This window comes from Mycobacterium sp. 852002-10029_SCH5224772, from assembly GCF_001667315.1.
Classification (GTDB): domain Bacteria; phylum Actinomycetota; class Actinomycetes; order Mycobacteriales; family Mycobacteriaceae; genus Mycobacterium.
Genome location: NZ_LZHT01000044.1, coordinates 12,851 through 37,407, shown reverse-complemented (window position 1 = coordinate 37,407; position 24,557 = coordinate 12,851). Strand labels below are relative to the sequence as shown.

Here is a 24,557-nt window from a genome sequence, read left to right as displayed (position 1 = left end):
GCCGCGCCCCCAGCCCCGTCCGGAACAGCGGCCGCAACCGCGCCAGCGCGCCACCCGAGGGGGAGAACACCAGCCCCAGGCGCAGCCGAAGCCCGAACCCACGCCGCCCCCCGCACCGCAGCCGAAGCCACAACCGGAGCCGAAAGCCCCAGCGGCACAGGCCCGGCCGGCGGCGGACTCGGGCGGCGACGGTACCCCCTATGTGACGCCACTGGTGCGAAAGCTGGCCGCCGAGAACAACATCGACCTGACCTCGATCACCGGCACCGGGGTGGGCGGTCGCATCCGCAAGCAAGACGTGCTGGCGGCCGCCGAGCGCACGCAGCAGGCGGACAAAACCCCCGCGGCCGCGCCGGCCCCCGCGGCGGCCGAGGGCCGCAAGGCCGCTCCCGCGCCCACTCCGGCGCCGGCGCTGGCCAACCTGCGGGGCACCACCCAGAAGGCCAGCCGGATCCGTCAGATCACGGCCAACAAGACCCGCGAATCTTTGCAGGCCACAGCCCAACTCACCCAGACCCACGAGGTCGACATGACCCGGCTGGTCGGGTTGCGGGCCAGGGCCAAGGCGGCGTTCGCCGAGCGCGAAGGCGTGAACCTGACCTTCCTGCCGTTCATCGCCCGGGCGGTGATCGACGCCCTCAAGACCCACCCCAACGTGAACGCGAGCTACAACGAGGAAACCAAGGAGATCACCTACTACGACGCCGAGCACCTCGGCTTCGCGGTCGACACCGAACAGGGACTGCTCTCCCCCGTCGTGCACAACGCCGGCGACCTGTCGCTGGCCGGGCTGGCCAGGGCGATCGCCGACATCGCCGCCCGCGCCCGGTCGGGCAACCTCAAACCCGACGAGTTATCCGGCGGCACCTTCACGATCACCAACATCGGCAGTCAGGGCGCGCTGTTCGACACCCCGATCCTGGTTCCGCCGCAGGCCGCGATGTTGGGCACCGGCGCGATCGTCAAACGCCCACGGGTGGTGGTCGACGACACCGGCAACGAATCGATCGGTGTCCGCTCGATCTGCTACCTGCCGCTGACCTATGACCACCGGCTCATCGACGGCGCGGACGCCGGGCGCTTCCTGACCACCATCAAGCACCGACTCGAAGAGGGAGCGTTCGAGGCCGACCTCGGGCTCTGAGCGCGAACGTGGCTGGTCAGAAGTTCGTCGTCGCGATCGCGGGTTCGTCCGGCCTGATCGGCTCCGCGCTCGCGGCGGCCCTGCGCGCCGCCGATCACCGGGTGCTGCGCATCGTGCGCCGGGCACCGGGGAACGCCGACGAGGTGCACTGGAACCCCGAGAGCGGTGACCTCGACCCCGACACGCTGAGCGACGTCGACGCCGTCGTCAACCTGTGCGGCGTCAACATCGGCAAGCGGCGGTGGTCGGGCGCCTTCAAGCAGAGCCTGCGGGACAGCCGCATCGCCCCCACCGAGGTCCTGGCGCACGCCGTCGCCGACGCCGGGGTGGCGACCCTGATCAACGCCAGCGCGGTGGGTTTCTACGGAAACACCAAGGACCGCGTGGTCGACGAAAACGACCGTGCCGGAAGCGGTTTCCTGGCCCGCCTGTGCGAGGACTGGGAAGCGGCCACCCTGCCGGCCCAATACGGTGGCGCCCGGGTGGTGCTGGCCCGCACCGGGCTGGTGTTCTCCCCCTCGGGTGGCGCGCTGGCGCGGTTGCGGCCGCTGTTCCGGACGGGGCTGGGGGCGCGGCTGGGCAGCGGGCGGCAGTACATGTCGTGGATCACGCTGGAAGACGAGGTGCGGGCGCTGCTGTTCGCGATGTCGAACCCCGAACTCTCCGGCCCGGTGAACATGACCGGGCCGGCGCCGGTCACCAACGCCGAATTCACCACGGCGTTCGGGCGGGCGGTCAACCGTCCGACGCCGTTGATGATGCCCGGCTTCGCCGTCCGGGCCGCGCTGGGTGAGTTCGCCGACGAAGGCCTGCTGACGGGGCAGCGCGCCATCCCGTCGGCGCTGGAGCGCGCCGGTTTTGTGTTCCACCACAACACCATTGGCGAGGCGCTCGGCTACGCCACCGCCCCGCGCGAGCACGACTAGCTGTGATCGCGACAACCGCGCCCGGACCGATTGGGCCCGGCGCGCGCAGGCCGAGTACCGTCGCGAACGTGATCGATTCCATCCGGTCCAGCCAGTCCTTGATCGACGTCCGCGAGCTCGGAACCGTCGACTACCGCGTGGCCTGGCAACAGCAGCGCGACCTGGCCGACGCCCGGGTCGCGGGTGGCAGCGACACGATGCTGCTGCTGGAGCACCCCGCGGTCTACACCGCGGGGCGGCGCACCGAGCCGCACGAGCGGCCGACCGACGGCACTTCCGTCGTCGACACCGACCGCGGCGGCAAGGTCACCTGGCACGGTCCCGGCCAGTTGGTCGGGTATCCGATCATCGGCCTGGCCGAACCGCTCGACGTCGTCAACTACGTGCGGCGGCTGGAGGAAGCGCTGATCAAGGTGTGCGCCGATCTGGGCCTGGATACCGTCCGCGTCCCGGGCCGGTCCGGGGTGTGGGTGCCGGGTACCGACGGCCGGCCCGACCGCAAGGTCGCCGCCATCGGCGTGCGGGTATCGCGGGCGACCACCCTGCACGGGTTCGCGCTCAACTGTGATTGTGACTTGGGCGCCTTCAGCGCCATCGTGCCGTGCGGCATCAGCGACGCCGGCGTGACGTCGCTGTCGGCCGAATTGCGCCGCCCGGTGACCGTCGACGACATTCGCATGACCGTCGCCGACGCCGTCTGCGACGCCCTGGACGGGGTGCTGCCGGTGCGCGAGCACGGCGGCGCGGCGCGCGTAACATCAGCGATGTGACTGTCGCACCCGAAGGCCGCCGATTACTGCGTCTGGAGGTGCGCAACGCCGAGACCCCCATCGAGCGCAAGCCGCCCTGGATCAGGGTGCGAGCCCGGATGGGGCCGGAATACACCGAACTGAAGAACCTGGTCCGGCGCGAGGGGCTGCACACGGTCTGCGAAGAGGCCGGCTGCCCCAACATCTTTGAATGCTGGGAGGACCGTGAGGCCACCTTCCTGATCGGCGGTGACCAGTGCACCCGTCGCTGCGACTTCTGCCAGATCGACACCGGAAAGCCCACAAAGCTGGACCGCGACGAGCCGCGGCGGGTGGCCGACAGTGTCCGCACGATGGGGCTGCGCTACGCCACGGTCACCGGGGTGGCCCGCGACGACCTGCCCGACGGCGGGGCCTGGCTGTACGCGGAGACGGTCCGCGCGATCAAAGAGCTCAACCCGTCGACCGGCGTCGAGTTGTTGATCCCCGACTTCAACGGCGAGCCCGACCGGCTTGCCGAGGTGTTCGAAACACGCCCGGAAGTGTTGGCGCACAACGTCGAAACGGTGCCGCGCATCTTCAAGCGCATCCGGCCCGCCTTCACCTACCAGCGCAGCCTGGAGGTGCTCACCGCGGCGCGCGACTTCGGGCTGGTCACCAAGAGCAACCTCATCCTCGGCCTGGGCGAAACCCCCGACGAGGTGCGCACCGCCCTGGCCGACCTGCGTGACGCCGGCTGCGACATCATCACCATCACCCAATACCTGCGCCCGTCGGCGCGTCACCACCCCGTCGAGCGCTGGGTGAAGCCGGAGGAGTTCGTCGAGTTTGCGCGGCACGCCGAACAGCTCGGCTTCGCCGGGGTGCTGGCCGGACCGCTGGTGCGCTCGTCCTATCGCGCGGGACGGCTCTACCAGCAAGCCGCCGCCGCCCGCGCCTCGGATGCCGCGGCGCGGTAGTCACCGCGGCCCTACGTATTCTTTGACTATGGCTAAATCCCGCACTGCCGCTGAGAACAAGGCCGCCAGAGCACAAGCGCAGGCTGCCCGCAAGGCCGCCGCGCGGGAGCGCCGCACCCAGTTGTGGCAGGCGTTCAACCTCCAGCGCAAGGAAGACAAGCGTCTGCTGCCGTACATGATCGGGGCCTTCGTGCTGATCGTGGGCATCTCGGTGGGGGTCGGCCTGTGGGCCGGCGGGATGACGATGATCACCTTGATCCCGCTCGGCGTGGTGCTGGGCGCGCTGGTCGCCTTCATCCTCTTCGGACGTCGCGCCCAGAAGTCCGTCTACCGAAAGGCCGAAGGCCAAACCGGGGCGGCGGCATGGGCATTGGACAACCTGCGCGGCAAGTGGCGGGTGACCCCGGGGGTGGCCGCGACCGGCCACTTCGACGCCGTGCACCGGGTCATCGGCCGGCCGGGCGTGATCCTGGTCGGCGAGGGGTCGGCGACCCGGGTGCGGCCGCTGCTGGCGCAGGAGAAGAAGCGCACCGCCCGCCTGATCGGGGATGTGCCGATCTACGACATCATCGTCGGCAACGGCGAGGACGAGGTCCCCCTGGCCAAGCTGGAGCGCCACCTCACCCGGTTGCCGGCCAATATCACCGTCAAGCAGATGGACACGCTGGAGTCCCGGTTGGCCGCGCTCGGGACGCGAGCCGGGGCAGCCGTCGTGCCCAAGGGGCCGCTGCCCAACGCGGGCAAGATGCGCGGCGTACAGCGCACCGTGCGCCGCAAGTAGCGCTGATCCTCAGCCCGCTCAGCGCCGTACCACGGCCGTCGCGGTCAGGCGGTCCTGCAGCCCGCGACCGTCCCAGTCGGTGAACAGCGCCGGGACCACCGTCCCGACGAGCAGGCCGCGCACCACCGCGCGGCCCGTGCCGACCAGCCCGCGACCGTCCACCGTCACCACCCGCAGACCCAGCGCCAGCTGGCCGGGCGTGAAGCCGAACAAGCGCAGCGAAACGACGCCGAGCAGGAACCAGATCACCATCTCGGCGGTGGCCAGCGCCGCTTGCGGGAACAACCCGAACCGCATGGCCAGCGCCGCCAGGCCCAACGCAATCAGCCAGTCGATCGTCAGCGCGCCGAGCCGGCGTCCCATCCGCGCGAGCGAGCCCGGCCCATTCTCGGGCAATCCCAGCTTTTCCCCGGGATATGTGGATCGCGATTCCGGCATCATCGCCCCGGACCGGGGTCCGGATAAATTGACGGGTGGGCACTATACGATGGGCGGGCGGTGCGCTCCGCGACCAGAAAAGATACGATCTTGCGATCCATGGCCCCACAATAGAACCCGCCGCCCAAGCGGCCACTTTTTGCGTGTGGCATGGGTCACGTAACGTGCGCGCAACATCGGGTTGACTGACGGGCAACATCTGCTCCCTAGCGTCAGGCCGCGGATCTCACCAAGTAAAGGAGCACTCTGTGACGGAAACGACGCCCGACGACGTCTTCAAACTCGCGAAGGACGAGAACGTCGAGTTTGTCGACGTGCGGTTCTGTGATTTGCCCGGCATCATGCAGCACTTCACCATTCCGATTTCGTTTTTCGACGAGAGCGTTTTTGAAGACGGCTTGGCTTTCGACGGCTCGTCGATTCGCGGATTCCAGTCCATTCACGAATCGGACATGTTGCTCCTGCCCGACCCGGCGACGATGCAGATCGATCTCTTCCGCGAAGCCAAGACGCTGAACCTCAACTTCTTCGTCCATGACCCCTTCACCCTCGAGCCGTATTCGCGCGACCCCCGCAACATCGCGCGTAAGGCCGAGAACTACCTGATCAGCACCGGCGTGGCCGACACCGCGTACTTCGGCGCCGAGGCCGAGTTCTACATCTTCGACTCGGTGAGCTTCGACTCGCGCACCAACGGCTCGTTCTACGAGATCGACGCGATCTCGGGGTGGTGGAACACCGGCTCGCCGAACGAGCTCGACGGCAGCCCCAACCGCGGCTACAAGGTGCGCCCCAAGGGCGGCTACTTCCCCGTCGCCCCCGTCGACCACTACGTCGACCTGCGCGACAAGATGCTGACCAACCTGATCACGGCCGGCTTCAGCCTGGAGAAGGGCCACCACGAGGTGGGCACCGGCGGCCAGGCCGAGATCAACTACAAGTTCAACACGCTGCTGCACGCCGCCGACGACATGATGCTCTACAAGTACATCGTCAAGAACACGGCGTGGGCCAACGGCAAAACCGTCACGTTCATGCCCAAGCCGCTGTTCGGCGACAACGGCTCCGGCATGCACACCCACCAGTCGCTGTGGAAAGACGGCACCCCGCTGATGTACGACGAGACCGGCTACGCCGGCCTGTCGGACACCGCGCGGCACTACATCGGCGGCTTGTTGCACCACGCGCCGTCGCTGCTGGCCTTCACCAACCCGACGGTGAACTCCTACAAGCGTCTGGTGCCCGGCTATGAGGCGCCGATCAACCTGGTCTACAGCCAGCGCAACCGCTCGGCGTGTGTCCGGATCCCGATCACCGGCACCAACCCGAAGGCCAAGCGGCTCGAGTTCCGCTGCCCCGACTCCTCGGGCAACCCGTATCTGGCGTTCTCGGCCATGCTGATGGCCGGCCTGGACGGCATCAAGAACAAGATCGAGCCGCAGGCGCCGGTCGACAAGGACCTCTACGAGCTGCCGCCCGAAGAGGCCGCCAACATCCCGCAGGCGCCCACGCAGCTGTCCGCGGTGATCGACCGGTTGGAAGAAGACCACGAATACCTCACCGAGGGCGGCGTTTTCACGCCCGACCTGATCGAGACGTGGATCAACTTCAAGCGCGAGAACGAGATCATGCCGGTCCAGATCCGGCCGCACCCGTACGAATTCGCGCTGTACTACGACGTTTAAGTCGGCGTGACGAAACCACCCGCGTGGAGATTGCCGCGCGGGTGGTTTCGCATTTTGCCGCCTCGGCTGTTACCCGCGGCGAGAGCACGCCAAGCGATTGCTGCACTGTGCCGCGGTGATTGGCTCAGGTCGTCCTGGTGCGGTGCCGAGCGGTGAGCCACCCCCACACCCAGGTCAAGGCGACGTCCTGGCCGGTGGCCAGGTATTCCACGGTCGCCGGGTAGTGGCAGATCTCTTGCGCCTGGGACAACCCTTCGGGCTCACCGACGAGGAGCACCTGGTCGTCGAGGGCGAGGGGGGTATCCGGGGCCGGCATGAACCGCGGCTCGCCGTCGCGAACCAGGACCAGCGCGGCCAGCGGCAGCGCAGCGTCGCGGTCATCGGGCCGGCGCATGAGGTCTCCTATCGTCAGGGTGTGCCCGCGCCGTAACCAGCCCGCGATGGCCGGGGCCTGCGCAGCGGACAGCGCGATGACGGCACGCTCGGGTGTGCACCGGCCGCAGCGATCCCGCACGTGCTCACGTACTTCGGTGGCCCACTGCTCGTCGCGCCCGAAGGCATGTTCAACGAAGCTCCAGAACACCGGGGTGAGAATTCGGGCGAGGACCTCGCGGGCGACGAGTTCGGTCGCGATGTATATCGAGTCGATCTGCATGGCGTCGAGCAGGGCCGTGTTAACGCTCGTCTGCTGGCGGACGACGAGGTAGACGTCGGGATTGGTGAGCCGAGCCCGCTCGGCTATGGCGATATTGGCGGTGTCGTTGCGGGTGCCCGCGACGAATCCGACGGCATCCGAGACGTCTACTTCGCGGCTGGCCGGATCGGCGAGTTCCACGGTGACCCCGATGGCAGCGAGACTACTGACGAGATCGTGCCCGAAATCGGCCTCGGCGCACACAACCCAACGGCCGGCGGCAAGGCCGCCGACCACCGGCGGCAACTCTGCTTCGTCGTTGTCCATCAGCCAGCGCAGCAACTGATGATTGACCGGCCGGTGGATCGACAGTGCGAGGTAGTCGCCAAAGCGATCGTCGGGGTTGATGACGGCGGCCGGGGAGAAGTGCTCCATCCAAGCCTGGATTCGGTGGTCGGTGCAACGGGCGAGGACGGGCACTTCAGGCCGCAGCAGCGATACCGTCATCACGACGGCAAGGTTTGCGTCGTCGTCGTTGGTCAGGGCGAGAACACCTTCACAGTCGCGATGCGCCAGCCCGGCCACGCCCAGCATCGACGGTATGGCGCAGTCGCCCTCGACCGCGGGGACGTCAAAACTCAGCTGCTCGGATATCACCGACTGGACCTTGGCGTTCTGCTTGTCGATGACGACGAACCGGCGCCGCCGTTCGTCGAGCTCGGAGCCGACGGTGCGGCCGGCATCTCCGTAACCGGCGACGACGAAGAAGGGCTCAACCATCCGGCGGACCCGACGGCGGAACCGCTGGGCCGCGATCGCATCCCGGAAAGCGACGTCCTGGATCACCGAGAAGAAGACCCCGATGGCGTAGGCCCAGCTGACGACGACCAGGTAAATCGATAGCGACAGCCACATCCGCTGCGGGTAACTGAAGGCGCCGGGTAGCTCGCTGTAGCCGACCGTCGTCAACGTGATGGTCATCTGGTAGAAGGCATCGAAGACGGTCAGCCGGTAGGGGTTTCCATGCGCGTCGACGCCCGGCATGAACATCAGCCCGGCGGTACAGATGCTGAAAATCGTGATCACGACGATCAGCGGCGCCCGCATGCGCCGCATGAAGAGGAAGATCACATCGGTGGTCGGTACCGCCGTCGGAACGCGGATCGGCTTGCGCCGCGGTTTCACCCGCCGTCGGGTCCAAAACGGAAACAGGTACAGCAAGTTCGACATCGACTACCGGCGCCGGAACGACGCGGTCTCGACCACGAGCAGGGTGACGGACACGATATTGGCCAGCAACGCCCCGCCCGACAGGGACACCACACTCGCGGTCGCATGTCGGTCCAGTCCGGCGGCGGACACCTGGGTGGCAAACACCCACATCGCCGCCGCGGCAATGAGCTGGAGCAGCGCGACGAGGCTGGCCGAGAGGTGGACCGCACCCAGCTGGGTACGGTCACCGAACTTCAGGACCGTGGTGATGAGAGCGACGACAAGAGCAAGGAAGAGCTCCCAGGAGTTGTGCAGCGTGGGATCCCCGACGTCGCCGACGAAGAAACCGAAGTTCAAGGTCGCGGCCAGCATCACAAAGAAACCAAAAACCACCTTCTCCAGATTCACACCGGCAGCCTAGCTCTATCGTTTCGTGCCGAGTCAGAATTTGAGGGCCATCGACGTTGTACGCCTCCGACATCAACGCAGGGACGTCGACGGCCATGTCTGACTGCATCGCCGCGTCGACCAGCTTGTCGTGTCGTCGCAAGCACCACAAGCCAGTCCCGCCGCGAGCAGACGCGGAGCCCTAGCCGTCGAGCGATAAATCCTTGCGGAAGCGCTGCATGCCGTCGATCTTGTCGTCCAGGCTGGCGTCGGGCCCGGCGTAGAACATCCATGGCATCGTGATGATCCCGGTGATGCCGCCGGCCTCCGCGCGCTGATAGTCGGCGGTGGTGAACGCGTCGGTCAGCGGCGAGAGGACGGTGAAATCGTCCATGGACAACCCTTTTTCGGCCCGCATCTCCCGCAGCCGGCCAATGGCATCGAGGGCCCGCTCGGTGCTGATCAGATCGCCGATCCAGCCGTCGTTGCGGGCGGCGCGGCGCAACGCGATGTCGGACAGGCCACCGACGTACACCGGGATCGGCGGCGGCGTGGGTTGCATCTCGAGGCGCGGCGCGGAATAGAACTCGCCCTCGAACTCCGTCCAGCCCGGCGCCCACAGCGCCCGCATCAGCTCGATGATTTCATCGGTGCGTTTGCCGCGGGCTTCGAATCGCTCGCCCATCAACGCGAATTCCTCGCGGCACCAGCCCACCCCGATGCCCAGTTCCACCCGGCCAGTCGCCAGAACCGCCGCGGTGCCAATGGCTTTGGCCGCCGAGTAGGGGTTGCGCATCGCGGGAATGTAGACGGTGTTGACGAACCGCAGTCGCGTGGTGACCTGGGCGAGCGCACCGACAAGAACCCAGGGATCGGGCCAGTCGGTGAAGGGCTGCCAGCGTCGTTCCCCGTCCTTGGTGTACGGGTACGGCGTGTCCAGGGTCTCCAGGTTCACGACATGGTCGGGGATGCCGATCCCGTCGTAGCCGAGTTCGTCGGCCGCCTTCGCGAGTTCGATGATCTCGCGGGTGTTCAAAAAGGCGCTGCTGATGTAGAACTTCACTGCGCGTCCTGCGCCCAGGCCGGCTCGATGAAGACACCTTCGGCCTCGACGGTGACGCCCTCGGCATCCGAAATGGTGCCGCGCGCAAAGACTTTGCGCCCCTCCTTGCCATCGACCCACGCCTCGCAGCGAAGCGGCCCCAGCGGAGTGCCGCGCAGATATTTCACGGTGATCGTTCCGGTGAAACGCGCCTTGGACAAACCCTCGCTGGCCGCCTCGCCGAGCATGTGGTCGAGCACCAGGGCGCTGACGCCGCCGTGCACCAGCTTGGGCGGCCCCTCGTAGGCCGAGCCGAGGACGAACTCGCTCCAGCAGCGCCCGTCGCCCTCGTGCTGCACGACGATCGGCGGGGCGATGGGGTTGCACACCCCGATCGCGGCGTTGCCCAACGGCAGCGGGCGGCCATTGACGCGGTAGCTCACCCCGATCGGGCGGGTCCGCTGCCGCAAGGACGCGGTGACGGCCTCGATCGCCGATCGCGCCTGGGCGACGACGTCGTCGTCGGCCTCGGTCCGGATGGTCGCGTCGACGAGCTCGCGGACCGCATCGGCCAACGGAGCATACAGCGCGGTCACGCGATCGGCTTCCGTCGCGCTGAGCACCTCGAATATGGCGTCCAACGCGCCGGCCTCCTGACTCAACTTCCAAACACCTTGCGCACGACGGCCTTTGCTCGTCGCGTCACCCGTAAATAGTTGTCCAAGAACTCGCCGCCCTCGTCGGTCGGCCAGCCCGCGGCCACCGCGACCGCGTTCAGCTGGCGTCCGGGACCGGGCAGCTGGTCGGTGGGCTTACCGCGCACCAGCACCAGCGCGTTGCGGGCCCGGGTGGCGGTCAGCCAGGCCTGCCGAAGCAGGTCCACCTCGTCCGCCGGGACCAGGTCGGCCGCGGCGATCGCATCCAGACACTCCAGCGTCGACGTGGTGTGCAGCGCGGGATTGTCGTGGGCGTGCCGTAGTTGCAGCAGCTGCACCGTCCATTCGATGTCGGCCAGCCCCCCGCGGCCCAGCTTGGTGTGCGTGTTGGGATCGGCGCCGCGCGGCAACCGCTCGGCCTCCACCCGGGCCTTGATGCGCCGGATCTCGCGCATCGCGTCCGACGACATCCCGTGGGGCGGATAGCGCGTCTTGTCGGCCATCAACAGGAACCGCTGTCCCAGCTCTGCGTCACCGGCGACCGCGTGCGCGCGCAGCAGCGCCTGAACCTCCCACGGCTGCGCCCATTGCTCGTAATAGGCGGCGTAGGAAGCCAGGGTGCGCACCAGCGGACCGTTGCGCCCCTCGGGCCGCAGGTTGGCGTCGACCTCCAGTGGGGGGTCGACGCTGGGGGTCCCCAGCAGCGTCCGGACCTGCTCGGCGACCGTCGTCGCCCAGCGAACGGCCACGGAATCCTCGACGCCGGGCGCCGGTTCGCAGACGAACATCACGTCCGCGTCGGATCCGTAGCCGAGTTCGGCGCCGCCCAGCCTGCCCATGCCGATGACGGCGAGCGCTCCCGGCGCCTGCCCGTCCCCGGGGGTATTGGTCCGGATCATCGCGTCCAGCGCGGCCTGCAGCACCGCCACCCACACCGACGTCAGCGCCCTGCACACGTCGACCACCTCGAGCATGCCGAGCAGGTCCGCGGACGCCACGCGGGCCAGCTCGCGACGCCGCAGGGTGCGCGCCCCGGCGATCGCGCGCACCGGGTCGGAATAGCGGCTGGCCGAGGCCACCAGCGCGCGGGCCACCGCGGCGGGCTCGGCCTCCAGCAGCCGCGGCGCGGTCGGTCCGTCGCCGTAGTCCTGGATGACCCGGGGCGCGCGCATCAGCAGCTCGGGCACGTACGCGGAGGTCCCCAGCACGTGCATGAGTCGGCGGGCGACGGCGGGCTGGTCGCGCAGCGTGGCCAGGTACCAGCTTTCCCCGGACAGCGCCTCGGACAGGCGCCGGTAGGCCAGCAGCCCGCCATCGGGGTCGGGTGTGTACGACATCCAGTTCAGCAGCCGGGGCAGCAGCACCGACTGCACCCGGCCGCGCCGGCCGCTCAGGTTGACCAGCGCCGACATGTGTTTCAGCGCGGTCTGCGGGCCCTCGTAGCCCAGGGCGGCCAGCTGACGCTCGGCGGCCTCGGAGGTCATGCCATGCGCGATCTCCAGGCCGGCCGGGCCGATCGATTCCAGCAGCGGTTGGTAGAAGAGCTTGGCGTGCAGCTGCGACACCCGCAGGTTCTGGTGCCGCAGCTCCTCGCGCAGCACCCCGGCCGCGTCGTGGCGGCCGTCGGGCCGGATGTGGGCGGCCCGCGCCAGCCAGCGCACCGCCTCCTCATCGTCGGGCTCGGGCAGCAGATGTGTGCGCTTGAGCCGCTGCAGCTGCAGGCGGTGCTCGAGCAGGCGGAGGAACTCATAAGACGCGGTGAGGTTCGCCGCGTCCTCGCGGCCGATGTAGCCGCCGTGGCCGAGCGCGGCCAGCGCGTCCACCGTCGACGCCACGTGCAGCGACTCGTCGCTGCGCCCGTGCACCAACTGCAGGAGCTGCACCGCGAATTCGACGTCGCGCAGCCCGCCGCTGCCGAGCTTGATCTCGCGGCCGCGGACCTCGGCGGGCACCAGCTGCTCGACCCGCCGCCGCATCGCCTGCACCTCGACCACGAAGTCCTCGCGCTCGCAGGCGACCCAGACCATCGGCATCAGCGCCGCCAGGTAGCGCTGCCCGAGCTCGACGTCGCCCACCGCCGCGCGCGCCTTCAGCAGCGCCTGGAACTCCCAGGTTTTCGCCCACCGCTGGTAGTAGGCGATGTGCGACTCGACCGTGCGGACCAGCTCGCCGCTGCGGCCTTCCGGTCGCAGCCCGGCGTCGACCTGAAAGAACGCCTCGGAGGCCAGCCGCATCATCTCGCCGGCCACCCGGGTGGTGACCGTGTCGGCCTGCTCGGCGACGAAGATGACGTCGACGTCGCTGACGTAGTTCAGTTCGCGGGCACCGCATTTGCCCATCGCGATGACCGCCAGCCGCGGCGGCGTCTTGTCGCCGCACACGCTGCTCTCGGCCACCCGCAACGCGGCCGCGAGCGCGGCGTCGGCCAGATCCGACAGGTGGGCGGCGACGACGGTGAACGGCACCACCGGTTCGTCCTCCACCGTGGCGGCCAGGTCGAGTCCGGCCAGCACCAACAGCTGATCGCGGTACAGGGTGCGCAACCGCACCATCGCCGAACCGGGGTCCGCGAGCGCCTGCTCGACGCACTCGGTGAACGTCGTGCACAGCTGATCGTGGGTGGGCAGAGTGACGTTGCCGCGCAAGAGTTTCCAGGACTGCGGCTGGGCGATCAGGTGATCCCCGAGGGCCAGCGACGCGCCGAGCACACTGAACAGCCGCCCGCGCAGGGGGCGTTCGGCGAGCAGGGCGGTGTTGAGCTCGTTCCATCCCGCGTCCGGGTTCTCGGCCAGCCGAACCAGGGCGAGCAGGGCGGCGTCGGGGTCCGCCGCGCGCGACAGCGACCACAGCAGGTCGACGTGGGCCTGGTCGTCATGCTCGTGCCAGCCCAGCTGCGCTATGCGTTCGGCCGCTTGCGGATCGACCAACCCGAGCCGGCCGACGCTGGGCAGCCGGGGGCGCTGCGTCGCGGGTTTGGTCACGACCACGACCGTAGCGCAACCAGCCGATGTTCAGGCACGGGCGGCGCGTCCCGAAACGGGTATGGCGCTACAGGGACAGATAGGTGCTGAGTTCGTACGGGGTGACGTGGCTGCGGTAGTTCGCCCACTCGGTGCGCTTGTTGCGCAGGAAGAAGTCAAAGACGTGCTCCCCCAAGGTTTCCGCGACCAGCTCGGAGGACTCCATGGCGCGAAGCGCGCTGTCCAGGCTCGTGGGCAGCTCGCGGTATCCCATCGCCTGGCGCTCCGCGGGGGTCAGGTCCCACACGTTGTCCTCGGCCTGCGGCCCCAGCACGTAACCCTTCTCCACCCCGCGCAGCCCGGCGGCCAGCAGCACGGCGAACGTCAGGTACGGGTTGCAGGCCGAGTCGGGGCTGCGGACCTCGACGCGCCGTGACGACGTCTTGTGCGGGGTGTACATGGGCACCCGCACCAGTGCGGAGCGGTTGGCCGCGCCCCACGACGCGGCGGTCGGCGCCTCGCCGCCGCCCACCAGTCGCTTGTAGGAGTTGACCCATTGGTTGGTGACGGCGCTGATCTCCGAGGCGTGCTCGAGGATCCCGGCGATGAAGGACTTGCCTACGTCGGAGAGCTGCAGCGGGTCGTCGGGGCTGTGGAACGCGTTGACGTCGCCCTCGAACAGGCTCATGTGGGTGTGCATCGCCGAGCCCGGGTGTTGTCCGAACGGCTTGGGCATGAAGGACGCGCGGGCGCCGTTCTCGATCGCCACTTCTTTGATGACGTAGCGGAACGTCATCACGTTGTCGGCCATCGACAGGGCGTCGGCGAAGCGCAGGTCGATCTCCTGTTGGCCGGGCGCGCCCTCGTGGTGGCTGAATTCCACCGAGATGCCCATGAACTCCAGCGCCTCGATCGCATGGCGGCGGAAGTTGGACGCGGAGTCGTGGACCGCCTGGTCGAAGTAGCCCGCGTTGTCGACGGGAACGGGGGGCGCCGATCCGTCATCGGGACCGGGCTTCAACAAGAAGAATTCGATCTCGGGATGCACGTAGCAGGAGAAGCCCAGGTCGTTGGCCTTCTGCAGTTGGCGGCGCAGCACGTGCCGCGGGTCCGCCCAGGACGGCGAGCCGTCCGGCATGGTGATGTCGCAGAACATCCGCGCCGAGTGGTGGTGGCCGCTGGGCGAGGCCCACGGCAGCACCTGGAAGGTGGACGGGTCGGGGTTGGCGACGGTGTCGGATTCCGAGACCCTCGAGAAGCCCTCGATCGAGGATCCGTCGAAGCCGATGCCCTCCTCGAAGGCGCCCTCGAGTTCGGCCGGGGCGATCGCGACCGACTTGAGGAACCCGAGCACATCGGTGAACCACAGCCGAACGAAGCGGATGTCTCGTTCCTCGAGCGTGCGGAGCACGAATTCCTTCTGTCGATCCATAACTCGAACAGTATGCAACGGCTGTTAAGTCTGTGTTACCGATGCCCGCTCAGAAGCGTTGCGAAGCTTGCGCGCGGGGTTGTTCCGACGCTGGTCAGGAACCGCAGCGGTAGGACTCCGGCGGTGGTGCGCCCGCGACGAGGTAGCGCACCACGGCGTTGTCCACGCATTGGTCGCCGTTGAACACCGCGGTGTGCTGCGTGCCGTCGTAGGTGATCAGCGGGCCGCCCAGCTGCCGGGCCAGGTTCACCCCGGCCTGATACGGGGTGGCCGGGTCGTGTGTGGTGGAGACGACGACAACCTTGCCCGGCGCCATGGGCGGCGCGGCGTGTGGCGCCGACGTCGCCGGCACCGGCCACAGCGCGCACAAATCCCGGGGAGCGTTTCCGGTGAACGGCCCGTAGCTGAGGAAGGGCGCGGCCTGGCGGATCCGCTGATCGGCGCTCACCCAGCTGGCCTGGTCCGTCGGATTGGGGGCGTCGACGCACCGGATCGCGTTGAACGCGTCCTGGTCGTTGGAGTAGTGCCCGTTGCGTTCCCGCCCTTGGTAGTCGTCGGCGAGCAGCAGCAGATCGCCCGCGTCGGTGCCGCGCGCCAGGCCGAGCAGGCCGCTGGTCAGGTATTTCCAGTGCGCCGGCGTGTAGAGCGCGTTGACGGTGCCGGTGGTCGCGTCGGCGTAGCTCAGCCCGCGGGGGTCCGAGGTGCGGCCCGGCTTGGTGACCAGTGGGTCGACCAAAGCGTGGTAGCGGGCGACGAATTGGGACGGGTCGGTGCCCAGCGGGCAGCCCGGCGAGCGGGCGCAGTCGGTGGCGTAGTCGTTGAAAGCGGTTTGGAATCCCGCCATTTGGTTGACGTTCTCGTCGATGGGGCCGACGGTCGGGTCGATGGCGCCGTCGAGCACCATCGCCCGCACGTGGTTACTGAACTTCTCCAGGTAGGCGGTGCCCAACTCGGTGCCGTAGCTGTATCCCAGGTAGTTGATCTGCTCGTCGCCCAGCGCCTGGCGCACCGCATCCATGTCACGCGCGACGGATGCGGTGCCGGCGTTGGCCAAAAACGCGGTGCCCATCCGGTTGACGCATTGCTGGGCCAGCTGCCGGAAGAGCTGCTCGATGTGCGCGACACCGGCCGGGCTGTAGTCGACCATCGGTTCCCGGCGGTACGCGTCGAACTCGGCGTCGGTGCGACAGCGCAGCGAGGGGGTGGAGTGGCCCACCCCGCGCGGATCGAAGCCGACCAGGTCGAAGTTGCGTCGCACGGGCGAGTTTTCGAGGTCCGGCGCCATCGCGGCCACCATGTCGACCGCCGAGCCGCCGGGACCGCCGGGATTGACCAGCAGCGACCCCATCCGTTGTCCGGTCGCCGGCACGCGGATGACGGCCAGTTTGGCCTGGGCGCCGCCGGGGTTGTTGTAGTCGACCGGGACGGACACCGTGGTGCATCGCGCGGCCGGGATATCGCTTGTGTCGGTGACGAATTGGTCGCAGCTCCCCCAGCCCTGCGGCACGGCGGCCGCCGGCGGGTTCGGGGCCGGGGTCTGCCCGGCACCGGGTTCCGGGGTGGCGCCGGCCACCGGCAGCGCGGCGGAACCACTGAGCACCAGACCGAATGAAAGCAGCGCCGAGCTCAAGGATCTCCGGCGCGACATGGGTGTCATCGTGTCAGCCGCGGGTCCCCGTGGGAGCGCGAAACGATTACGCCTTGGTCTCGGCTCTCAATCGACTCGAGCCCTCACCGAGCGTGCACTCACGGTGACGAATCGACGAAAAACTCGCCGGGAGTGCACGTTCGGCGCGGCTTGATTGCGCGGCCTCAGCACTTTGCGCCGCTCGGCGGCGTGGTGCCGCCGACCAGATAAGCCGTCACGTAGTTGTCGACGCAGCCATCGCCCTGGAAAACGACCGTGTGCTGGGTTCCGTCGTAGGTCAGCAACGAGCTGCGCAACTGGTTGGCCAGGTCCACGCCGGCCTTGTAGGGAGTCGCCGGGTCGTGCGTGGTCGACACCACCACCGTCGGCGCCAGGCCGGGCGCGGAAATGGTGTGCGGCTTGCTCGTCGGCGGCACCGGCCAAAACGCGCAGGTGCCCAGCGGCGCATGGCCGGTGAACTGCCCGTAGCTCATGAACGGCGCGATCTCCCGGGAGCGGCGGTCTTCGTCAATCACCTTGGCCCGATCGGTAATTGGTGGTTGGTCCACGCAGTTGACCGCCACCCGCGCGTCGGTGGCGTTGGTGTAGTGGCCGTGCACGTCGCGGCGCATGTACATGTCGGCCAGGGCGAGCAGGGTGTCGCCGTGGTGGTCGACGAGTTCGGACAGGCCGTCGGTCAGGTGGTGCCACAGGTTCGGGGAGTACAGCGCCATGATGGTACCGACGATGGCGTCGCTGTAGCTCAGGCCGCGCGGATCGTTGGTCGGGACCGGCCGGCCCACCATCGGGTTGTCGGGGTCGACCATCGGATCGATCAGGCTGTGGTAGACGTCGACGGCCTTGGCCGGGTCGGTGCCCAGCGGGCAGGTCGGTTGCTTCGCGCAGTCGGCGGCGTAGTTGTTGAACGCGTCCTGGAATCCCTTGGCCTGCCGCAGGTCGGCTTCGATGGGATCGGCGTTGGGGTCGACGGCGCCGTCGAGGATCATCGCCCGCACCTTGTTGGGGTAGGCCTCGGCATACGCCGAGCCGATCCGGGTGCCATAGGAGTAACCGAGGTAGGTCAGCTTGTCATCGCCCAGCGCCGCCCGGATCGCGTCCAGGTCCCTCGCGACGTTGACCGTGCCGATGTTGGCCAGAAAGCCCTTGCCCATCTTGTCGATGCAGCGGCCGACGAACTGCTTGGTTTCGTCCTCGATGTGGGCCACACCGGCCGGGCTGTAGTCGACGTTCGGCTCGGTGCGCAACCGGTCGTTGTCGGCGTCGGAGTTGCACCAGACCGCCGGGCGCGACGCGCCCACCCCGCGGGGGTCGAAGCCGACCAGGTCGAACCGTTCGCGGACCCGCTTCGGCAACGACTGGACGACGCCCAACGCCGCCTCGATGCCGGACTCCCCCGGCCCGCCGGGGTTGATCACCAGCGAACCGATCTTGTCTCCGGTCGCGGGAAAGCGAATCATCGCCAGCGTCGCGTCGTCGCCGTCGAGGTTGTCGTAGTCGACCGGCACGGCGAGCTTGCCGCACAGCGCGCCCGCCGGGAGTTTGATCTTCGGGTTCGCCGCCCGGCACGGCGTCCACTCCACCGCCTGGCCCAGCTTGGGTTCGGACATCACGGCGCGGCCCACCACCACCCGTTCGCAGCCCGCCAGCAGCAGCGCAACGGCAGCGACCGACGTCCAGAGCAGCAGCGTGCGCGCGCTCGTGCCGCGGCGAGACAAACCCATGCCAACATATGCTGCCAGAGGAAACCTGAGATCCTGATCAGCGGCACCGCCGCCAGCCGAGCATGGCCTGCGTCACACTGCCGCGCCGTTTCAACCGCGACGAAGAAATGGCAGAATGACACCGTCAGACGAACCCGGGGACCCGCATTGGGCCACGAGGATCGACCCGACCACCCACTAGGGACAATGATGTCTGAGCACAACGTTTACGGTGCCAACCCGTCTGCGCCCGCGCAGCCGCTCACCAAGATCCGCACCCACCACCTGCAGAAGATGAAGGCCGAAGGGCACAAGTGGGCGATGCTCACGGCCTACGACTATTCGACCGCCCGCATTTTCGACGAGGCCGGCATCCCGGTCCTTTTGGTCGGCGACTCGGCGGCCAACGTCGTCTACGGCTACGACACCACCGTGCCGGTGTCGATCGACGAACTGATCCCGTTGGTCCGCGGCGTGGTGCGTGGCGCCCAGCACGCCATGGTCGTCGCGGACCTGCCGTTCGGCAGCTACGAGGCCGGCCCCGCGGCCGCGCTGGCCGCCGCCACGCGGTTCATGAAAGAGGGCGGCGCACACGCGGTGAAGCTCGAGGGTGGTGAACGGGTCGCCGAGCAGATCGCCTGCCTGACCGCCGCGGGCATCCCGGTGATGGCGCACATCGGTTTCACCCCGCAGAGCGTGAACACCCTGGGCGGCTTCCGCGTCCAGGGCCGCGGCGACGCGGCCGAACAGACCGTCGCCGACGCGATCGCCGTCGCCGAGGCCGGAGCGTTCTCCGTGGTGATGGAGATGGTGCCGGCCGAGTTGGCCACCCAGATCACCGGCAAGCTGACCATCCCGACCATCGGGATCGGCGCCGGGCCGAATTGCGACGGGCAGGTCCTGGTTTGGCAGGACATGGCCGGCATGAGCAGCGGCAAGGCCGCCCGCTTCGTCAAGCGCTTCGCCGACATCGGCGGGGAATTGCGCCGGGCCGCAACGCAATATGCGCACGAGGTGGCCGCAGGGGTTTTCCCCGCCGACGAGCACTGCTTCTGATCCGCCGGGTAGGCTAGAGGAATAGTCGGCGCGCTGCGCCGCGCTCTCAGGACGCCGATCTGAGGGTCCCGCCTGGTTGACGGCGTTATCCCGGTCACAATGAACCGCCGAAATGCGTTGTGTGACAGGGATGTACGATTGCTTTAGAGACGATCCGGTCTCTAAGAGCAAGGGTGGACCACATCGACCCTGGGAACCGAGGTGACTTCGTGCACCGCCGAACGGTGTTGAAGTTGCCGCTATTAGCGGCAGGAGGCATCGTTTTGGCCCGCACACCGCACGCGTCCGCGCAGCCCCCTCGCACCTCGCCGCAAGCAAGCCGCTGGTCGCCCGAGCGGGCCAACCGCTGGTATCAAGCGCAGGGTTGGCCGGTGGGCGCGAACTACATCACGTCCAACGCCATCAACCAGCTGGAGATGTTCCAGGCCGATACCTTCGACCCCCGGCGCATCGATACCGAGTTGGGCTGGGCCCGCACCAACGGGTTCAACGCGGTGCGGGTGTTCCTGCACGATCTGCTCTGGGTGCAGGATCACCGAGGGTTCCAGGGCCGCCTCGCGCGGTTCGTCGACATCGCGGCCCGCCACGGCATCAAACCCCTGTTCGTCTTGTTCGATTCGTGTTGGGATCCTTTCCCCAAGCCCGGCCCGCAGCGCGCGCCGCGGCCCGGCATCCACAACTCCGGCTGGGTGCAGAGTCCGGGCGCCGCGCGCCTCGACGACCGCGGCTACGTGCGCACCCTGCGCGGCTACCTCACCGGGGTCCTGACGCAATTCCGCGATGACGACCGCATTTTGGGCTGGGACCTGTGGAACGAGCCGGACAACCCCGCGGACGCCTACGCCTCGGTCGAGCGGAAAGACAAGCTCGACCTGGTCGCCAACTTGCTCCCCCAGGTATTCGAGTGGGCACGTTCGGTCGATCCCCGCCAACCCTTGACGAGCGGCGTCTGGCACGGCGAGTGGGCCGACCCGGCACGCCGCAGCGTCATCAGCGGGATTCAGCTCGACAACTCCGACGTCATCACCTTCCACTCCTACGGCGAGCCGGCGGAGTTCGAGAGGCGCATCGCCGAGCTCGTCCCGCTCGGGCGGCCAATCCTGTGCACCGAGTACATGGCCCGGCCGCTGGGCAGCACGGTGCAAAGCATCCTGCCCATCGCAAAGCGTGCCAACGTCGGCGCGTTCAACTGGGGATTCGTGGCCGGGAAAACTCAGACGTACTTTCCCTGGGACTCCTGGGATCACCCGGACCCGGATCCGGCGATGCCGCAGGAGTGGTTTCACGACCTGCTCGGCCCCGACGGACGGCCGTTCCGCGACACCGAGATTCAAACGATCCTCGAGTTGAGCGACCTGGCGATGCACCTGCAGCCGCCACCGGCCGGCTGACGGGGACGCGTCAGCGGCACCGGTTCTGGAAGTCGGTCAGCGGCTGGCGAATGCCCTCGAGGTCGGCGTGGGTCTGCGGGTTGGCATCCATGTACTGCTTCAGCTGATCACGCATGTCGCTGCGCTGCTGGCCCTTCAAGCTGGTGAAGTAGTCGTTGACGTCCGGGTGCGTGAACAGGTACGCCGACGTGGCAGCGGCGACACCCGCCGAGACCTGGGCCAGGTCGGCCGCCGTGCAATTGGGCAGCGCCGTCGGCGCCGGCCCCGGATCGTCCATCGGCGCGTCGGCGGCGGCCAACCCGGCCGGCGCGAAAAGCATTGCCACACTGACCGCGCAGGCCGCCATTGCGCCGGCAACGGCTCGGGCCGCCGGGCGATCAAAAGACCCCATGCAAACGCTCCTTCGTCGACGATCCGCAAGGCGAGCGGTATTCGTACCGCACACCATAAGGGGTTTCGGCGGCGCGCACGCGCGAATCAGGCGGCAAAAGAAGTGCGGGGCCGCGGTAGGGTCGGGCCGTGACGGAAGCCCTTCAGACCCAGGTTTGTGTTGCCGGCGGGGGCCCCGCCGGCCTTGTGCACGCGCTCTTGCTCGCCCGCGCAGGGGTCCGGGTCGTCGTCTTGGAGAAGCACAATGACTTCCTGCGCGACTTCCGCGGGGACACTGTGCATCCGAGCACCCTGCGGATCATGGACGAGCTCGGGATGGTCGACGAGCTGCTGCGGCTGCCGCATACCAAAGTCGACCGTGTCGCTTTCGACACCGACGGGACGATTCGCACCTTGGGCAACTTTGGTGTGCTCAAGCGGTTGGGCTTCAAACAGCCGTATATCGCGTTGATGCCGCAGTGGGACTTCCTCGACTTCCTCGCCGAAAAGGCGTCTGCCTACCCGGAATTCACGCTGATTCGCAACGCCGAGGTCAAAGACCTGATCTTTGACGGTGATCGGGTGGTCGGGGCGCGCACGCCCGACCTGGAGGTGCGTGCCGACCTCGTCGTCGGCGCGGATGGGCGCAAGTCCGCGGTGCGGGCCGCGGCCGGGCTCGAGGTCGCCAAGGCGCACTCTCCGATAGACGTGCTGTGGTTTCGGCTGAACTGGCGTCCCGGCGATCCGCGGGAGCTCTACGGGGTGGTCCGTAAGGGCTTCATGATGGCCCTGATCTATCGGGGCGACTACTGGCAGATCGCGTATCTGATGCCGAAGGGGTCGAATCCCCGCGACGGGTCGCTCGAGGCGTTCAAAGAGCGCATCGTGTCGGCGCGACCGCAGCTGCACGACCACGTCGACGACCTTCGTTCCTGGGACGAGACCAGTCAGCTCGACGTGCGGGTGGACCGGCTCAAGACGTGGTGGCGTACCGGCGTGCTCTGCATCGGTGATGCGGCCCATGCCATGTCACCGATCGGTGGTGTCGGGATCAACCTCGCCGTCGCCGATGCCGTGGCGGCGGCCAACATCCTGAGCGCGCCGCTGCGCGAGGGCCGGCTGCGCGACACAGACCTCGCCAAGGTGCAGCGCCGGCGGGAGTTGCCCACACGCGTCATCCAGGCTATTCAGGTGGTCGCCCAGGACCGGGCGATCGCGCGCAATTTGGACGGTGACCTGTCGCCCATCCCGATACCCGCGATCGTGGGCCGCGGCCCGCTGCGATCCATCCCGCCGATCGCGTTCGGGCGAGGCCTTCGTCCCGAACACGTCCGCACGCCGGACGTGCACACGGCCTAGGCTTCCGGCGACGGTGCAGATATTCGGATTCTCGGCCCGCCTCCCGTGCTGTGACGGCACAATGCGATGAGGGCTGGAAGGAGATCGCAGATGAATCGCCGCCGCGGGCTTGCCGCACTGCTGGTGTTCTCGGGCATGGCCGCCGTCCCCGCCATCCTTACCGCCGTGCCGTCTGCCGATCGCGTGCAAGCAAGCGTGTGTGTGAGTGCGGGCCGACGCGTCTCGGTGAGTGGGTGCACCAACATCGCTGACAACATCGCGCGCTACGCCCCGCCGCCGGCGGTCTACGCGCCGCTGCCAGAGGACGAGGTTCCCCCTCCGCCGCCGCCGCCATAACTTGGTCATCGCGGTATGGCAGGCTATGGGTCTCATCTCCCACCGTCCACCACGTTCAAGGCCGCGGCGACGCGCCGTCCACGGAGCCGAAGATGCCTGCACAACCGCCGCAGACCTCGCGTCATCTGGAGGTAGAGCGCAAGTTCGACGTCGTCGAGTCCACCGTGTCGCCGTCGTTCGAAGGGATCGCCGCGGTCGCCCACGTCGAGAAGTCGCCGACGCAAACGCTGGATGCGACGTACTTCGACACGTCCGCACATGACCTCGCGCGCAACAAGATCACCCTGCGCCGCCGTACCGGTGGCTCCGATGCGGGGTGGCATCTGAAGCTGCCGTCCGGGCCCGACGCGCGAACCGAGGTCCGCACACCGCTGGACGCATCCGGACCGGGCGGGACCAACGCGGTGCCCACCGAGTTGGCGGATGTCGTGCTGGCGATCGTCCGTGACCGCCCACTGCAGCCGGTCGCGCGCATCACCACCGAGCGTGAGAGCCAGGTGCTGTACGACGCCGCGGGCATCGCGCTGGCCGAATTCAGCAACGACCACGTCACCGCGTGGTCCATGCGGGGCCCCGATGACTCCTCCGGGGCCACCTCGGATGACGCCGACGCGGCGCCCACCGAGCTGGAGTGGCGGGAGTGGGAATTGGAGCTCCTCGACGGGCAAACCGATGGAGCCGCCGGCACCGAGCTGCTGAACCGGTTGAGCAACCGGCTGCTGGACGCGGGCGCCGCGCCGGCCGGACACGGCTCCAAGCTGGCGCGGGTGCTCGGCACCACGCCACCGCCCGACGGCGCGCAGCCATCCGGGGATCCGTTGCAGCGCGCCATCGCCGAGCAAGTTCGCGAGCTGCTGGTGTGGGACCGCGCCGTGCGCGCCGACGCCTATGACTCCGTCCACCAGATGCGGGTGACCACCCGCAAGCTGCGCAGCCTGCTGCGCGATTACCAGGACTCGTTCGGGTTGCCCGAGGAGGAGTGGGTTCTGGACGAGCTGCGTGAGCTCGCCGGGATTTTGGGCACGGCGCGCGACGCCGAGGTGCTCGCCGAGCGCTACGAGCGTGACTTGGACGCGCTCGCACCGGAATTGGTGCGCGGCCCGGTGCGCGAACGTCTGGTCGGGGGCGCCCAGCGGCGCTACCAGACCGGGCTGCGCCGGTCATTGGTCGCCATGCGCTCGCAGCGCTACTTCCGTTTGCTCGACTCCCTGGACGTGATTGCGGCCCACACCCCCTTCGCCGCCTCGGCTGAGGAACACGCCCCGGCAACCATCGACACCGCATACCGCAAGGTCCGCAAGGCCGCGAAGGCCGCCGCCCAGATCGATCGGGAGCACCCCGGCGACGACCACCTCCGCAACGAAGCGATACACCGAATCCGTAAGCGCGCCAAGCGACTTCGGTACACCGCGGCCGCTACCGGCGCCGCCAAGGTGTCCGAGCGGGCCAAGGCCGTGCAGTCGCTGCTCGGCGATCATCAAGACAGCGTGGTCAGCCGAGAGCATCTGCGCCAGGAGGCGGAAATCGCCCACGCCGCCGGCGAAGACACCTTTACGTACGGGCTGCTGTATCAGCGCGAGGCCGACTTGGCGCAGCGGTGCCGTCGGGAACTCGGCGGCACCCTGCGCAAGCTCGCCAAAGCGGTGCGGTAACTAGCGCGAGCACGGCCCGCGCCTTCCGGTCGCGAGACTGC

General features: G+C 68.4%; 21 protein-coding genes. 11 read left to right on the top strand and 10 right to left on the bottom strand.

From position 1 onward, the window contains the following. The 5 genes from sucB to A5775_RS10300 form a co-directional block, all read left to right on the top strand. On the top strand, window positions 1-1,144 hold a 1,144-nt coding region (gene sucB / locus A5775_RS10320), incomplete at its 5' end, for a 2-oxoglutarate dehydrogenase, E2 component, dihydrolipoamide succinyltransferase (RefSeq protein ID WP_067251538.1). A gap of 8 nt (window positions 1,145-1,152) precedes the next feature. Further along, a complete protein-coding gene (locus A5775_RS10315; RefSeq protein ID WP_067251518.1) occupies window positions 1,153-2,070 on the top strand; it encodes a TIGR01777 family oxidoreductase in 918 nt (305 codons plus the stop codon). A gap of 68 nt (window positions 2,071-2,138) precedes the next feature. Further along, window positions 2,139-2,840, top strand: a complete 702-nt coding sequence (lipB, locus tag A5775_RS10310; RefSeq protein ID WP_067251535.1) for a lipoyl(octanoyl) transferase LipB — start codon at window positions 2,139-2,141, stop codon at window positions 2,838-2,840. Beyond that, a complete protein-coding gene (gene lipA / locus A5775_RS10305) occupies window positions 2,837-3,778 on the top strand; it encodes a lipoyl synthase (RefSeq protein WP_067251516.1) in 942 nt (313 codons plus the stop codon). The genes lipB and lipA overlap by 4 nt, the downstream gene beginning before the upstream one ends. 28 nt (window positions 3,779-3,806) lie before the next feature. Continuing rightward, entirely contained in the window at window positions 3,807-4,559 is a 753-nt protein-coding gene (locus tag A5775_RS10300) for a DUF4191 domain-containing protein (RefSeq protein ID WP_067251514.1), read from the top strand. A gap of 18 nt (window positions 4,560-4,577) precedes the next feature. Here the strand turns inward: A5775_RS10300 and A5775_RS10295 are convergent, their stop codons facing one another. Continuing rightward, window positions 4,578-5,000: an RDD family protein gene (locus A5775_RS10295; protein WP_067251512.1), complete on the bottom strand. Its 423-nt coding sequence runs from the start codon at window positions 4,998-5,000 to the stop codon at window positions 4,578-4,580. Between the two features lie 245 nt (window positions 5,001-5,245). Between A5775_RS10295 and glnA (A5775_RS10290) the strand changes: the two genes are divergently transcribed. Beyond that, window positions 5,246-6,682 (top strand): type I glutamate--ammonia ligase, encoded by a 1,437-nt coding sequence (gene glnA / locus A5775_RS10290; protein ID WP_067251510.1) that lies wholly within the window; start codon window positions 5,246-5,248, stop codon window positions 6,680-6,682. Window positions 6,683-6,806: 124 nt separating this feature from the next. Here glnA (A5775_RS10290) and A5775_RS10285 read toward each other — a convergent pair whose 3' ends face one another. The 8 genes from A5775_RS10285 to A5775_RS10250 form a co-directional block, all read right to left on the bottom strand. Next, window positions 6,807-8,546, bottom strand: coding sequence for an NAD-binding protein (locus A5775_RS10285; RefSeq protein WP_067251508.1), 1,740 nt, complete (start codon window positions 8,544-8,546; stop codon window positions 6,807-6,809). Between the two features lie 3 nt (window positions 8,547-8,549). Beyond that, a complete protein-coding gene (locus A5775_RS10280) occupies window positions 8,550-8,936 on the bottom strand; it encodes a DUF6394 family protein (RefSeq protein WP_067251505.1) in 387 nt (128 codons plus the stop codon). A 181-nt stretch (window positions 8,937-9,117) separates the two neighbouring features. Continuing rightward, window positions 9,118-9,978, bottom strand: coding sequence for a TIGR03619 family F420-dependent LLM class oxidoreductase (locus A5775_RS10275; protein ID WP_067251502.1), 861 nt, complete (start codon window positions 9,976-9,978; stop codon window positions 9,118-9,120). Beyond that, window positions 9,975-10,619 carry a PaaI family thioesterase gene (locus tag A5775_RS10270; protein WP_082952956.1) on the bottom strand — a complete coding sequence of 215 codons (645 nt, stop codon included), beginning with the start codon at window positions 10,617-10,619 and terminating at the stop codon, window positions 9,975-9,977. Before A5775_RS10270 ends, A5775_RS10275 begins: the two co-directional genes overlap by 4 nt. Further along, entirely contained in the window at window positions 10,616-13,600 is a 2,985-nt protein-coding gene (locus A5775_RS10265) for a bifunctional [glutamine synthetase] adenylyltransferase/[glutamine synthetase]-adenylyl-L-tyrosine phosphorylase (RefSeq protein ID WP_067251499.1), read from the bottom strand. The genes A5775_RS10270 and A5775_RS10265 overlap by 4 nt, the downstream gene beginning before the upstream one ends. A 61-nt stretch (window positions 13,601-13,661) precedes the next feature. Further along, window positions 13,662-15,005: a type I glutamate--ammonia ligase gene (glnA, locus tag A5775_RS10260; RefSeq protein WP_067251496.1), complete on the bottom strand. Its 1,344-nt coding sequence runs from the start codon at window positions 15,003-15,005 to the stop codon at window positions 13,662-13,664. 94 nt (window positions 15,006-15,099) lie between these two features. Next, a complete protein-coding gene (locus A5775_RS10255) occupies window positions 15,100-16,662 on the bottom strand; it encodes an alpha/beta hydrolase (RefSeq protein WP_156660652.1) in 1,563 nt (520 codons plus the stop codon). Between the two features lie 155 nt (window positions 16,663-16,817). Next, window positions 16,818-18,374, bottom strand: coding sequence for an alpha/beta hydrolase (locus tag A5775_RS10250; protein WP_067251494.1), 1,557 nt, complete (start codon window positions 18,372-18,374; stop codon window positions 16,818-16,820). Between the two features lie 189 nt (window positions 18,375-18,563). On the opposite strand from A5775_RS10250, the gene panB reads away from it, so the two are divergent. After that, window positions 18,564-19,409 (top strand): 3-methyl-2-oxobutanoate hydroxymethyltransferase, encoded by an 846-nt coding sequence (panB, locus tag A5775_RS10245; RefSeq protein WP_067251528.1) that lies wholly within the window; start codon window positions 18,564-18,566, stop codon window positions 19,407-19,409. A gap of 209 nt (window positions 19,410-19,618) precedes the next feature. Next, the gene (locus A5775_RS10240) at window positions 19,619-20,800 is read left to right on the top strand and encodes a 1,4-beta-xylanase (RefSeq protein ID WP_156660651.1); all 1,182 of its coding nucleotides are present in this window, start codon (window positions 19,619-19,621) and stop codon (window positions 20,798-20,800) included. 10 nt (window positions 20,801-20,810) lie between these two features. Here A5775_RS10240 and A5775_RS10235 read toward each other — a convergent pair whose 3' ends face one another. Continuing rightward, window positions 20,811-21,191: a heme-binding protein gene (locus A5775_RS10235; RefSeq protein WP_369827813.1), complete on the bottom strand. Its 381-nt coding sequence runs from the start codon at window positions 21,189-21,191 to the stop codon at window positions 20,811-20,813. A gap of 128 nt (window positions 21,192-21,319) precedes the next feature. On the opposite strand from A5775_RS10235, the gene A5775_RS10230 reads away from it, so the two are divergent. The 3 genes from A5775_RS10230 to A5775_RS10220 all read left to right on the top strand — a co-directional run bounded on the left by A5775_RS10230 (window position 21,320) and on the right by A5775_RS10220 (window position 24,516). Beyond that, window positions 21,320-22,528 (top strand): FAD-dependent oxidoreductase, encoded by a 1,209-nt coding sequence (locus tag A5775_RS10230; RefSeq protein WP_082952955.1) that lies wholly within the window; start codon window positions 21,320-21,322, stop codon window positions 22,526-22,528. Between the two features lie 90 nt (window positions 22,529-22,618). Continuing rightward, window positions 22,619-22,864: a hypothetical protein gene (locus tag A5775_RS10225; RefSeq protein ID WP_067251489.1), complete on the top strand. Its 246-nt coding sequence runs from the start codon at window positions 22,619-22,621 to the stop codon at window positions 22,862-22,864. Window positions 22,865-22,956: 92 nt separating this feature from the next. Then, complete coding sequence (locus A5775_RS10220; RefSeq protein WP_067251486.1) at window positions 22,957-24,516, top strand: CYTH and CHAD domain-containing protein; 1,560 nt, start codon at window positions 22,957-22,959, stop codon at window positions 24,514-24,516. Window positions 24,517-24,557: the final 41 nt, after the last annotated feature.